At 44.6% G+C, this 13,611-nt stretch carries 10 protein-coding genes; 9 read left to right on the plus strand and 1 reads right to left on the minus strand.

Annotated elements, in window-relative coordinates; translation table 11 throughout:
• Positions 1-92: 92 nt before the first annotated feature.
• The 7 genes from aceB (at position 93) to BMX95_RS22215 (ending at position 10,171) form a co-directional block, all read left to right on the plus strand.
• On the plus strand, positions 93-1,790 hold the full coding sequence (aceB, locus tag BMX95_RS22185) for a malate synthase A (RefSeq protein ID WP_081197767.1): 1,698 nt from the start codon (positions 93-95) through the stop codon (positions 1,788-1,790).
• A gap of 40 nt (positions 1,791-1,830) precedes the next feature.
• On the plus strand, positions 1,831-3,108 hold the full coding sequence (gene aceA / locus BMX95_RS22190) for an isocitrate lyase (protein ID WP_081197836.1): 1,278 nt from the start codon (positions 1,831-1,833) through the stop codon (positions 3,106-3,108).
• A 438-nt stretch (positions 3,109-3,546) separates the two neighbouring features.
• Complete coding sequence (locus tag BMX95_RS22195) at positions 3,547-4,107, plus strand: hypothetical protein (protein WP_081197766.1); 561 nt, start codon at positions 3,547-3,549, stop codon at positions 4,105-4,107.
• 294 nt (positions 4,108-4,401) lie between these two features.
• Positions 4,402-7,476, plus strand: coding sequence for a SusC/RagA family TonB-linked outer membrane protein (locus tag BMX95_RS22200; protein ID WP_081197765.1), 3,075 nt, complete (start codon positions 4,402-4,404; stop codon positions 7,474-7,476).
• A gap of 25 nt (positions 7,477-7,501) precedes the next feature.
• The gene (locus tag BMX95_RS22205; RefSeq protein WP_081197764.1) at positions 7,502-9,067 is read left to right on the plus strand and encodes a RagB/SusD family nutrient uptake outer membrane protein; all 1,566 of its coding nucleotides are present in this window, start codon (positions 7,502-7,504) and stop codon (positions 9,065-9,067) included.
• Between the two features lie 129 nt (positions 9,068-9,196).
• Positions 9,197-9,709, plus strand: coding sequence for a GNAT family N-acetyltransferase (locus BMX95_RS22210; protein ID WP_081197835.1), 513 nt, complete (start codon positions 9,197-9,199; stop codon positions 9,707-9,709).
• A gap of 24 nt (positions 9,710-9,733) precedes the next feature.
• A complete protein-coding gene (locus BMX95_RS22215; RefSeq protein WP_081197763.1) occupies positions 9,734-10,171 on the plus strand; it encodes a MarR family winged helix-turn-helix transcriptional regulator in 438 nt (145 codons plus the stop codon).
• A gap of 1 nt (position 10,172) precedes the next feature.
• Here the strand turns inward: BMX95_RS22215 and BMX95_RS22220 are convergent, their stop codons facing one another.
• Complete coding sequence (locus tag BMX95_RS22220; RefSeq protein WP_081197834.1) at positions 10,173-11,279, minus strand: DNA alkylation repair protein; 1,107 nt, start codon at positions 11,277-11,279, stop codon at positions 10,173-10,175.
• Between the two features lie 252 nt (positions 11,280-11,531).
• Between BMX95_RS22220 and BMX95_RS22225 the strand changes: the two genes are divergently transcribed.
• Together BMX95_RS22225 and BMX95_RS22230 are read left to right on the plus strand one after the other, a co-directional pair.
• Complete coding sequence (locus tag BMX95_RS22225) at positions 11,532-12,134, plus strand: RNA polymerase sigma factor (protein ID WP_165758819.1); 603 nt, start codon at positions 11,532-11,534, stop codon at positions 12,132-12,134.
• Between the two features lie 102 nt (positions 12,135-12,236).
• Positions 12,237-13,451, plus strand: coding sequence for a FecR family protein (locus BMX95_RS22230; RefSeq protein ID WP_081197761.1), 1,215 nt, complete (start codon positions 12,237-12,239; stop codon positions 13,449-13,451).
• The last annotated feature ends 160 nt before the right edge of the window (positions 13,452-13,611 follow it).

Genomic DNA, 13,611 nt, shown 5'->3' on the forward strand with positions numbered 1-13,611 from the left:
AATAAGCCAAAAACTAAAAATGCCGAAAATAAATTTATTAGCGAAAATTTCGCTTTCGATATATTTTTCTATATTAGTATAAAATTAGGCGTATGAGAAATCTTTCAAAACAACCCTCGCATGATCTCGGTACCGCCTGGAAAATTGCAGCGCCTTTACCCGGTGCTTACGAAAACATACTTACCAATGATGCATTACAGTTTTTAGTAGAACTGCAACGACGCTTCAACCAGGCCCGTAAAATTTTATTAATGGAAAGAACCACCATCCAGCATCAACTCAACCATGGATGGAAACCTCATTTTCACAATGAAACGGCAGCTATCAGGGAAGGCGACTGGACCATTGCTGAAGTACCTGCAGATTTGTTGGATAGAAGAGTGGAGATAACGGGCCCGGTGGAAAGAAAGATGATCATTAATGCGCTGAACTCAGGCGCCAGTATATTTATGGCCGATTTTGAAGACAGTAATACCCCAGCCTGGGATAATACCATTCATGGGCAGATCAATCTGAAAGACGCCATTAACAGAACCATTAGTTATGTTAATGAAAATGGGAAGGAATACCGGTTAAATGAAAAGACAGCCACGATGATGGTGCGCCCCAGGGGCTGGCATTTGGAAGAAAAACATATACTGATCGATGGCGAACCAGTTAGCGCCAGCCTGGTTGATTTTGGCCTGTACTTCTATCACAATGCGAGAACGCTGCTTCAAAGTGGCACCGGTCCTTATTTCTATTTACCCAAACTGGAAAGTTATAAAGAGGCCCGGCTGTGGAATAAGGTGTTTGAATTTGCCCAGGATTATTGCGGTATCCCGCAGGGAACTATCAAAGCTACGGTGCTGGTAGAAACCATCCTGGCAGTGTTTCAGCTTCATGAAATATTATGGGAACTAAAGGAGCATTCAGCCGGTATGAACTGTGGCCGGTGGGATTATATCTTTTCCTTCATTAAAAAATTCAGGAACAGACAAGGCTATGTTTTTCCTGACCGGGCACAGGTAACCATGACGGTTCCTTGTATGCGGATGTATACACAGCTGGTAATACAAACCTGCCATAAAAGACAGGCGCATGCAATTGGTGGCATGGCTGCACAAATACCCGTCAGGAATGATGTTACTGCCAATGAAATGGCCTTTGAAAAAGTAAAGGCCGATAAACTTCGGGAAGTTAACGACGGGCACGACGGTACCTGGGTAGCGCATCCGGGTTTGGTGCCTGTTGCGTTGGAAATATTTAATGCCCACATGCCAGCTGCCAACCAGTTACATCGGAAGAGGGAGGATTTTAGTTGCACCGAAGCAGACCTGCTGCAGGTGCCGGCAGGAACTGTAACAGAAGAAGGTATCCGTACCAATATATCCATTGGTATTCTGTACCTGGAAAGCTGGTTGCGTGGCAATGGTGCAGCCGCCATTTATAATTGTATGGAAGATGCGGCAACAGCCGAAATATCGAGAACACAGCTGTGGCAATGGTTACAAAATCATACCACGCTTGTCGATGGACGGGTATTCAGCCAGGACTTATATGAACGCTGGCGGGATGAAGAAATTGAAAAAATAAAACAAATGGTCGGTTCATTACAATACCAGCAGGGGCAATTTGTGCAGGCGATCTGTTTATTCAACAGGCAGGTAGTAAGTGACACGTTTGAGGAGTTTCTCACTTTGTCGGCTTATGATGCCATTCTTTTAAACAGGGAAGATAAAGCCTGCCAGGTACAGCTTAACAATATAGAAGAGCTGGAAGAGAAGCCTGCTGCCTATAAGTATGCCTGAACAGAACTGCATTACATCATCACTTAATAAAATTCAGTTTATGTCGAAGGATCAACAAATATTGCAAATGACAAGCGAATGGGAAAATCACCCAAGATGGATTGGAATTGAGCGTCCTTACACTGCTGCGGAAGTTTTAAAACTGAGAGGCAGAATAAACATTGAATATTCCCTGGCCAGCCAGGGTGCCCAAAAGCTTTGGAATTTATTACATACACAACCATATGTGGCGGCGCTGGGGGCACTAACGGGAAATCAGGCTATACAGGAAGTAGCCGCTGGTTTAGATGCCATTTATTTAAGCGGCTGGCAGGTAGCTGCAGATGCCAATGCAGCGGGGACTATGTATCCCGATCAATCTTTATATCCTGTAAATTCGGTTCCTGATGTTGTTAAGCGTATTAATAATGCATTGCTTCGTTGTGAACAGGTAGATTCAGTAAATGGTATAACAACTACCGATTGGATGTGCCCGATCGTAGCAGATGCCGAAGCTGGTTTTGGCGGCAATCTGAATGCATTTGAATTAATGAAGGCTATGATTGAAGCCGGTGCCTCCGGGGTTCATTTTGAAGACCAGCTGTCGAGTGTAAAAAAATGCGGGCATCTTGGTGGTAAAGTACTGGTGCCGACCCAGGAAGCCATTAACAAGCTGGTGGCGGCACGCCTGGCAGCAGATGTAATGAATGCTTCAACCCTTGTGATAGCAAGAACAGATGCGGAAGCGGCCAATTTATTGACTTGTGATATTGATGAAAGGGACCAGCCCTTTGTTACCGGCAAAAGAACCGGTGAAGGCTTTTATTATGTACGAAATGGGTTGCAACAATGCATAGCACGCGGCATTGCTTATGCGCCGTATGCTGATCTGCTCTGGATGGAAACATCGCATCCGGATCTTGGCATGGCAAAAGAATTTGCGCAGGGTATTCATGAACGCTTTCCCGGAAAGCTACTGGCATACAATTGCTCTCCGTCCTTTAACTGGCGGGAGCACTTAAGTGTGGAAGAAATGGAAACTTTCCGCGAGGAACTGGCTGCCCTGGGTTTCAGGTTCCAGTTTATAACCCTGGCCGGTTTTCATGCATTGAATACCTCCATGTTCGAATTATCGAGGTCGTATAAAGAAAAGGGAATGGCAGGTTTTTCTGAATTGCAGCAAAAAGAGTTTGCACTTCAGGCAGAAGGATTTAAAGCAGTAAAACACCAGAGCTTCGTAGGTACCGGTTATTTTGATACCGTGCAGAATATTATTCAACAGGGTATATCATCTACAGTTGCCATGAGCAATAGTACCGAAACGGCTCAATTTCATTAAAGTGATCAGGTAAAAAATTGTAAGGTAAAAGGCGAATAAAGTTCGGTTTGCGATTGGAAGTCGAAGTAACTCTATTCTAACGACACTTACAATTCTTTTAGTTTTTATAATGTTATATTCTTAATTGCATTGATGGCGTTTGTTCCGGCTTCAATGGCATCCATCACTTCAAATACTCTATCACTCCAGCCTGCAATTAAATGAACAGTAGCGCAGACAACCTGCGCAGTGAAATATTATTTCTGATTTTTTAAAAGAGCGATTGGTATTCAGCGATATAAGTAAAGAATTATTTTTTCTGGAAGTCAGTATGAAATCATCTGCACAGTTCCATTGCGTATCTGAGTTACTAATAGAGCAGATGTAATGATAAGTTTACAATAAAACGCAAACGGGAATGCGAAAAGGACTATTTTGAGCCGGTAAAAACAAACCCTGATGAAAAAAGCGTCGTTAGCACTTGCAACCATATTGGTTATTTTGACTTCCTGCAAAGAGAACAAATCAACCAAAGAAACTGAATCAACCAAACAAATCATCGCAACAGACAATCCTGACAGCCTGATAGGAAAGAAGGCCTATGTAAACCCCGTTGATAATAAAACGTATCAAACAGAAGGGGAATTCAAAGAATACCATCCGGATGAATATAAAAAGTATGATGGCCCTGTACAGCCTCTCCAGATTATTTTGTTGACCGATCAAAACAAAATTCCGGCCATGATCAATATCGATACGTTGGCCGACTTTATTAAAGGCGCCGATGATGTGGTAATAAAACAATTGGCTGCAGTAAAAGACACGGGGGAGATCCTTGTTCAGTTCACCTTATTTGCCAATAAAAAAGCAGGTATTCGAATGTCTTATAAAGGAAACCTTAAAACAAAAGACCTGACCCTTGTATCCAATAAATTAGAAGCGTATGGCAGCCGTATAAGAACAAAAAATGATTCCTGCATATTACAGGGCTTATATGGTATCAATGAAAAAAAGCAATAAGTAAAGTAACCCATTCCAGCCAGGGCCTTTCCGGTTAAATCGGAAAGGCTTTTTTTATTTTACGCAATCGTTTGCTCATGCATTTCCGGAGATATTTCTTTCTATTTCGAATATTCTAATCTTAAGTTTCAAAATGTTTCATTATTATTGCTCAGTAAACAAAATGAAACCAAAACGAAAGATTAAGTAATGGAAAGGAACTAAGAGTATACGAAACCGTAATACGCTTGATAAATTAACCTGAATAACGGGATCCTGCTTCCTGTGTATACGAATTAATAAAAACCTAAGGAAATGACTGACTTTCAACGATTGCTCGTCGTAAGACGACTAGCTACTGCTTTGCTTTGTATTGCCGTACTACTCTCAACAACCTGCTCGCTACAGGCCCAGCAACAAACCATCTCCGGAAAAATAACCTCAGCCAAAGACGGAACACCTATGCCGGGGGTAACTATTCAGGTTGCCGGAACAGGGCAGGGAGTCTCTACCAACACAGACGGCTCTTTTACCATTCGTGCCAACGCCGGCAGCAAACTTGTTATTTCTTATATAGGATATCTTGATAAAGAGATAACCGTAAGCGGGGCCAATGCTGGTATAATAAAACTCGAAGAAGATAGTAAAGCCCTGAATTCGGTTGTAGTGGTAGGGTATGGTACCCAAAAGAAAGTAAATCTTACGGGTGCCATCACCACGCTAAATATGGCCGATAAAGAAGGACAACCTATTACCAACGTTAGTAATGCATTGAAAGGTATGCCGGGCCTGTATGTAAATCTTGGTAACAGCCAGCCGGGGGTAGACCGTTCAACCATTCGCATCCGTGGTGTGGGTACCCTTAATGAAAATGATCCGCTGGTACTGGTAGATGGTATTGAATATTCAATGGATGAACTCAATCCCAATGATATCGAATCAATCACCGTATTAAAAGATGCGTCTGCCGCCATTTATGGATCAAGGGCCGCCAATGGCGTTATACTGGTTACCACTAAAACCGGTAAAGGAGCCTCGCGGGTGAATTATAGTTATTATAACGGGTTGCAAAAGGCAACGTATTTACCTGATGCCATCTGGGACCCTATTGCTTATATGAAATTGAAAAATCAGGCGGTAAAGAACGGTGGCAAACAAACACCTGATTATTCCGATGCCGAGATCGCAGAATATGAAGCCGGTATGGCGGGCGACCCTATTACCTATCCTTCCAATAACTGGTTCGATATTGCCCTGGGCAACGGTACTATTCAAAAACACGATCTGAACATTTCAGGTAGCTCAGATAAAGGGCAATACCGACTTTCTTTAGGCTATTTAGACAGAGATGGCATCCTGTTCGGACCGGGTAATCATGAAAATAAATATTCGCTGGGACTCAATACTTCTTTCAATGTAAACAGTAAACTGAAGGTAGGATTGACCCTCGATGGTTATTACCGCAATTACACCGAACCGTTATACAACAGCATCTGGCAATATTTATTCCGCACGCTGCCCATCCTTACCGATCAGCTGGCCGATGGTAGGTATGGCAACTCGTGGCTGCGTACACCCGGCCGTAATAACTGGGAACATCCCCGGATGCTTTCTTTTAATGGATTAAGTAATAAAAAGATCCAGCGGTTCCTGTCAACCGTATTTGCCGAATACAAACTGCCTTTCGATATCAAATACAATATCAAGTTTGGTGTAGATAAATATGATGGTTTGCTCGATCAGTTTACGCCCCGCATGCAAACCTTTAATCCAAAAACACTGGCTGCCACCAACTGGAACAGTCCAACGACTGCCCCCCGTTCGGCCAAAACGGATTATAACGACATGAACATCCACTTTTACAATACGTTGAACTGGCAGCATAAATTTAAAGAGCTGCACAATTTGTCGGTAATGGTGGGCGCCAGCTATGACAACTTTAGCACCGATACGTATTCTGCTACCATGGTCGGCTACCTGGATGGCACGTTGACGGCGCTCGATGCGGGCACTATACGGAATGCCATTGGGGGACATGATACAAAAGATGTACTGGAATCTTACTTCGGCCGGCTCAATTATGATTATGATGGAAAATATCTGTTTGAAGTGTCCTTCCGGAATGATGGCTCTTCCCGTTTTGCAGACGGCCGTCGCTGGGGTTTTTATCCGGCTGCTTCTGCAGGCTGGCGCATTGACCGGGAATCATTCTTTCAGTCGAAGTTCATCGATCTGTTGAAACTGCGGGTATCTGCCGGCAAGTTAGGTAACCAGGCCGTTCCATTGTACAGCTATGAACCATCAGTGCTGCTGTCGCAGGATTACAGTTATAACAAGGTGTTGTCGTCTGGCGCAGCTGTAATTGGTTATGCCGACCCTACCATTAGCTGGGAGTCTACCACTACCTATGATGTAGGTACCGATCTTGCTCTGTGGAACAACCGTATCAATCTTACGCTTGACTGGTATAAGAAGCGTACCAATGGAATTCTGCGACAGGTGAACCTGCCTGCCCAGGTGGGTAACCTGAATGGTCCGCAAAAGAATGTAGGTTCCGTTGATAACAGCGGTATTGAAGTAACCCTGGGTTACCACGATAAAATAGGTCAGGTAGATTATGAAGTGAACGGTAACATTGCCTATAATAAAAACAGCGTAGTTGACCTGGGTGGCCAGATCCTATATAATGATGGCACCAACTTATCTACCATCACCAAAGCGGGCACGCAAATGAATGCCTATTATTTGCTGGAAGCGGATGGCATTTTCCAAAGCGATGCCGAGGTGGCAGCCAGCGCTTTTCAAAGCAACGCTACCAAAGCCGGTTATATTAAATACAAGGACCAGGATAAAAACAATATCATCAATGGTGATGACCGCATTGTGGTTAAAAATTCCTCTATCATGCCTAAGTATACATTTGGCTTTGGCTTTAATGTAGGCTATAAAGGATTTTCACTCAGTGGATTTTTCCAGGGTGTAGCGGGGATCAAAATTTATCCCACTGCCAACCTTGCTTTTCCATTTAACAATGGTGCCAATGCTACCTGGGAATGGGCTACTGATGCATGGACACCCGATAACCCCAATGCGCGCCTGCCCATCGTTACTGAAAGCACCGGTAACCAGGACAATTTCCAATCATCTACTTTCTGGTTGCGTGATGGTTCTTACCTGCGGATGAAAAATATCCAACTCAGTTATGCCGTGCCAGCCAAATGGTTATCAAAAGTAAAGATCAACAGGGTAAATGTATTTGTCAATGCAGAGAACTGGTTAACGTTTACGAAGTACAAAGATTTCGATATCGAGTCTGTTGTGAACGCTTCTACTTTGTATCATTATCCAATGCTGAAGACATTAAGCGGCGGGGTGAATGTTACTTTTTAATAACCTGAATTAAAATATTGCTGATATGAAAAAGTTTGTTTTAATAATTACTATAACCGGATATATACTGGCTGGTTGCAACAAGTCACTGCTGGATACAAAACCAACCGACCGTTATGTTGAAAGTACCTTCTGGACTACACCCGAAGCAGTAACCGCGGGTCTTACTGCCTGTTATTCCTCCATGCGGGGAGCAGGCCTGTATGGCAGCACGGCTATTCCGTTATTTGAAGAAGCTGCTTCACCCAATGCGTATACCTATGGAAATGACCAGGGATTTAATTCTATTGCCAAAGGGCAGCAATCACCCACTACGGGCGGGATCATTACAAACCGCTGGGCCAGTTGTTATGGAGGAATTGGCCGTTGCAATACCTTCCTGGTAAAATCAGGCCCGGTGAACATGGACGAAGCTTTAAAGAAACGTATGCGGGGCGAAGTACAATTTTTAAGGGCATTATATTATTACATGTTACAGGTGCACTATGGTGATGTGCCTTTGATCCTCGATCCACCCGATCCTGTTACCCAGGCCAGTTTGGAACGCACTCCCCGCGCACAGGTTGTTGCCCAGATCCTAAGTGATCTTGACAGTGCGGCGTTGGTTTTGCCTGCTAAAAACGCCTCCGCCGACATAGGAAAAGCAACAAAAGGGGCCGCGTTAGGGCTGAAAGCAAGGGTATTGCTTTTTGAAGCCAGTCCTTTACTTAATACGGGCAGTGATAATAACAAATGGAAGAATGCCGCCAATGCTGCAAAGGCTGTAATGGACATGGCATCTGCTGCAGGATACGCTTTATACCCTGGTTACCGCGAATTGTTTTTACCCGCCTATGAAAACAATCAGGAAGTAATGTTCGATGTACAATACATGTACCCCGATCAGGGCAATTCATTTGACCTTATTTGCCGCCAGTATAACTCCAATGCACCTCTGCTCGATCTGGCCAATGCTTATGAAATGAAGAGCGGGTTACCTATTACAGATCCTGCTTCGGGGTATGATCCTACAAAACCATACGACAACCGCGACCCGCGTTTGTACGCAACGATCGTTTACCCGGGTGATGTTTATATGGGCGTAAAGGTTACAGACAGCCGTTTTGCCATTACCGGATACGGCATGAAGAAGTATAGCATCTACGATAATGGAACGCCACCTGCAGGTATGTCAGATTTGAAAGATGGCCAGTCGGAAACCAATTTCATCATCTTACGTTATGCTGATATTTTGTTGATGTATGCAGAAGCGCAGAATGAATTTGCCGGTCCTGATGCCACCGTGTATGATGCCATCAACAAAGTACGTAAAAGAGCCGGTATGCCTAATATTGTTTCCGGTTTTACCAAAGACCAGTTACGGGAGATCATCAGACACGAACGCCGGATCGAATTTGCAGGCGAAGCTTTATACTATAATGATCTGAGAAGATGGAAAACTGCGGAAGTGGCTTTAAATGCAACCATTTATAATTATAAAGGAGCCGCCATTGAAACCCGCAAGTTCAATGCAGCCAGAGATTATTGGTGGCCCATTCCACAAACACAACGCGATCTGAACCCTAATCTGGCGCAGAATCCAAATTATTGATAGTTAGCCTTCACATAAAAAAGGGCTGTCCGCTTAATCGGTCAGCCTTTTTCTATTTAACCCTTGGTTAAAAATAGTTGCCATTGTCAACTTATTTTATTTCCTTTGTATGGAGAAAAGGGAAATATTATGAAGACAATTGCATTGGATGACATTACTATCAGAACTCAATTACTGCCGGGTGACCTTGGTTACGTAGCCTATCTGCATGGCGATTTGTATACCAAAGAGAACGGGTACGGATTGAGCTTTGAATCGTATGTGTTGAGCGGCCTGGGCGAATTTGGCCACGACTATGATCCCGGGAAAGACCGCATCTGGATGTGTGAACATGAAGGCAAAAAAGTAGGTTTTCTATTGGCACAACATCGGCCAGCCGCGGTGCAACTTCGCTACTTTATCTTTTTACCCGAGTATAGAGGCGTCGGTCTGGGTAAGAAACTGATGACTGGATTTATCGATTTCATGAAACAGTGCGGTGTAAGTCACGCCTATCTATGGACTACCGATGAACAACTTGCCGCTATTAGCCTGTACACCCGCTTTGGGTTTAAACTAACAGAAGAAAAACCTTCCCGGTCTTTTGGCAAACCCCTCACCGAAAGACGTTATGACCTGCACCTGCCTAAAGAAGGAAAATAATTGATTGACAATGTCAACCAGTATATGAAAGACAAAACTAAATTGATACAGGATATCCGTGAGTTTAACCGGTTCTATACCCGGTTGATCGGTTTACTGGATGGGCATCTGCTGGATAGCAATTATTCGCTTGCAGAAGCACGCATACTCTATGAGATCTATACCGGAAGACAAATAAGCGCCTCTCAAATTGTTTCCACCTTAAGTATGGATAAAGGCTATGTCAGCCGTATTTTAAAGAAGTTTGAAAAGGATGGCCTTATTAGCAAAGAGAACTTTTCTACCGACGCCCGGGTTTCCCTGCTGGCGTTGTCGGAAAAAGGTCTTAAGGTGTTCCATACCTTAAACCAGGCGTCTAACAACCAGGTAGATACCCTGATAACTCCTTTGGCCATCACAAAACAAAAAGAATTGGTTATGCATATGCAGGAGATCATGCAGATCCTGAATGGACAACAGTAATTCATTGCTTCAATACAAAATCAGCCGCAGCTTTTTCTTCACCATTAACAATTACCGATACCTGGTGGGCGCCGGGATAGAAAACCCTTGTTGTTATCAGTTTAAACGACTGGCTGCGATCGATGGTCATCGATTCACCTGGTTGAAACAGGCGTTCGCTGATCTTGAAAACTTTCCGGGCCAGGGTCCCATTTGCTTTCAGGTAATAAATCCCATATTCAAGCCGCACGGTTTGAACCGCCTTGCCATTATTTTTAACAGTGAACTGAAAGCGTAAAGAGTCGCCTATCGACACCGTGGGTGTTTGTACTTTCAGTTGCGACAGCGCAAGCTGTTTACTTTCCAGTCCGTAATGTGATAAAATGCCTGCATGTCCTTTTTTTAGCAGGGTCCGGCTGCCATGTTTGATCACTGCATCTACTTCTGCACTGATGCCTTTCCATTTACCGGCGATGGTAATAACCAGGTCGGGATGGTCCTTGGCAATATCATTGAGGCTGTTGGCCACACTGCGGCGAACCGTTTCGGAAGGATCGTTTTTCAGGTTCTCGAAAATGGGCAGCACTACACGGGGATCTTTCTTCAAGTCAGGTATGCTCATGGCCCAGGGCAAACGCGGACGGGAACCTTCACTCGCCAGCCGGCGTACCGTTTCGTTTTTATGGGTTGACCACCGCACCATTTGCGCAAGCATGGGTTCGTAATAATTAAGCAGGAATGGTCTTACCGCAAACTCACAGCTGATGTACTGGGTAACCTGTTCCAGCGCCTTTACGGAGTTGTTATAGTCATTCAACCCATATGTTTCAATATAATCAGGTAAGAACATGTGCTCCAGACCACCCTTCGGAAATTCATGGCTTTTCCAGCGGTCCAGGACCTTATTGATAATGGTAAGGGAGGCCTTACCGAATGTACCGGGCATAAATTGGTGCATACACCGGGCGGTATGTTTCATCCGTTCTTTCAATTCCATCGACTCGAAAGCATCCGTAAACAGGGAACGTTTGAATTTCTTTTTATCAAACCCATCCAGGGTATGGCTGAATGAACCGGACAACCGGTCATAAAATGCGGGGGAGTATAGGTCTTTAAGCAGCGAACTCATATATGTATATTGCCTTACAAAACTATGGAGAAAACAGTTAAAAGCGGCATCCGCCAGTTGGCGGAGCAAGCAATACACCGCGTCGCGGCAACCCTGAACTTGAAACATTTCTTTTTAATAATGTGAAAAGTACATTTGTAAAATGCTGTGTTGCAACAAAATATTATATTCCTGAGTGGCCGATAGTTACAAAATCTACAACTTTGTCACCTTTTATTACATTTGACTTATTGAAAACGATTCTTGATAACCTTGGAACCCAACATACCATATGATGAGAGCGCCTTGCTGGTGCAATTACAGGCCGGTAGTGAAGCGGCATTTACGCTTTTGTACCAGGCGTATGCGGAGCGGTTGTATTATAATATCCTCGCCCTGGTAAAAGACGGATTAACGGCGGAAGAGCTGGTGCAGGATGTCTTTTCCAGTATCTGGCAAAAGCGTGAAACCATCCGGATCGACACCAGTTTTGGCGGATATCTGTTTGCTGCAAGCCGTAACCGGGTGTACGATTTTTTTCGAAAACTCGACCGGGATCATGCGCTGTATGCCGCTATCAAGGCTGCCGCTTCGTACGAATACAGTTATATTGAGGAGGCCCTGCTTGACCGCGAAAATGCCGACATTCTCCAAAAAGCCATCAAATCGCTTCCCCAGCAGCGCCGCCGCGCTTTTGAGCTGTGCAAAATAGAAGGCTGTTCTTATAAAGAGGCCAGCGAAATCATGGGTATTTCACTTTCTACGCTTAAAGACCATATGGCCAATGCCCGCGAGGCCATCCGGTCGTATGTATCCAAACATTATGAAATAACCACCATCAGCGTAGCCCTGTTTTATCTTTGGAACCGCCAATAGCGCCACCAATCAATATTACTCCAGCGTAAAGCTTTTGTTAAAAAAAAATTACTTTCCAGCCGATACTTTTTTCCGGCCGTGCGTCTTTATTAAAATTATATTTTGGACAACTCCCTGTTATTTGCCACGCTGTTCCGGAAATACCTGGATAATAACTGCTCGCCAGCAGAGGTGGACCAGCTGATGGACCTGTTAAAAGACGAGGCCTACAAAGAACAGGCAGATGAAATGATCGGGCGGCAGCTGGCTGTCCAAAAAGATGCTGTTCGTCCGGTTGACGGCGCGCTCAATGAACGGTTGTCGCTGCGGTTACAGTCGATCCTGGAAACGGAAACGCCGGCCGTACCAGCTAAACCAACCCATAACTTCCGCCGTAACAGGAGCTGGCTGGCTGCAGCGGCGGTACTGCTGTTGTTGGGCACCGGTACATTTATGTGGTTGAACCGTTCGACAATTCCGCCAAAACCGCCGGTAGTGCAGGAGCAGCCGAAAAACGAGTTAAAGAACGATGTGCTTCCCGGTGGCAACAAAGCCCTGCTTACTCTTGGAAACGGCACCACTATTATTCTCGACAGTGCCCATCCCGGAACCCTGACACAACAGGGAAATACCCGGGTAGTAAAACTGAATGACGGACAGTTGTTGTATAATGAAGCTGCCAAAAGCGGAACACCCCCACTCACCTATAACACCCTAAGCACTCCCCGTGGCGGACAATATCAACTGGTGCTGCCCGATGGAAGCACCGTTTGGCTGAATGCAGCCTCTTCCATCCGTTTCCCCACTGCGTTTACCGGCAATGAAAGAAATGTAGAGATAACCGGTGAGGCCTATTTTGAAGTAAAGAAAAATGCCGCTATGCCATTCACGGTAAAAATGAATAATGGGACCGCTGTGAAAGTACTGGGCACTCAATTTAATATAAACGCCTATGATGATGAGGAAACTATCAAAACAACCTTGCTGGAAGGGGCTGTTAAAATCACCAAAAAAGCTGAGTCAGCTATAATAAAACCCGGGGAACAGGCATCCGTATCCCAATCATCCAACAACATCCCGGTTCTAACAGCTGACCTGGAAGAAGTAATGGCCTGGAAAAACGGTTCCTTTCAGTTTAATGGAGCTACTATAGAGACCGTGATGCGACAGATCAGTCGCTGGTACGATGTAGAGGTTGAATACAAAGGAAAGATCTCCCTCCATTTTGCTGGCGCTATCTCCCGTAATGTAAATATTTCACAGGTACTGGAGATGCTGGAAAAAGCAGGCGGTATCAAAACTTCTATAACAGGAAAAAAAGTAATTGTGGCGCCTTAATGGCTCCGGTAAGATAGTGTTGACCCAACAAAAACCGGATTCCGGTGGAGCGGAACCCGGCGAATAGCCTGGGTCAACCATGTACAACTCATAGCAGAACTGCAAGATGACTCCCCCGATAGATCGGGGGAGATTGAGTAAACATTGTTTAACCCAAAAC

Source organism: Niastella yeongjuensis (assembly GCF_900110245.1).
GTDB lineage: Bacteria > Bacteroidota > Bacteroidia > Chitinophagales > Chitinophagaceae > Niastella > Niastella yeongjuensis.

Bases quoted from the DNA above. Each gene is read 5' to 3' on its own strand.
- aceB (WP_081197767.1), top strand. From the start codon at position 93: ATGAGAAATCTTTCAAAACAACCCTCGCATGATCTCGGTACCGCCTGG.
- aceA (WP_081197836.1), top strand. From the start codon at position 1,831: ATGTCGAAGGATCAACAAATATTGCAAATGACAAGCGAATGGGAAAAT.
- BMX95_RS22195 (WP_081197766.1), top strand. From the start codon at position 3,547: ATGAAAAAAGCGTCGTTAGCACTTGCAACCATATTGGTTATTTTGACT.
- BMX95_RS22200 (WP_081197765.1), top strand. From the start codon at position 4,402: ATGACTGACTTTCAACGATTGCTCGTCGTAAGACGACTAGCTACTGCT.
- BMX95_RS22205 (WP_081197764.1), top strand. From the start codon at position 7,502: ATGAAAAAGTTTGTTTTAATAATTACTATAACCGGATATATACTGGCT.
- BMX95_RS22210 (WP_081197835.1), top strand. From the start codon at position 9,197: ATGAAGACAATTGCATTGGATGACATTACTATCAGAACTCAATTACTG.
- BMX95_RS22215 (WP_081197763.1), top strand. From the start codon at position 9,734: ATGAAAGACAAAACTAAATTGATACAGGATATCCGTGAGTTTAACCGG.
- BMX95_RS22220 (WP_081197834.1), bottom strand. From the start codon at position 11,279: ATGAGTTCGCTGCTTAAAGACCTATACTCCCCCGCATTTTATGACCGG.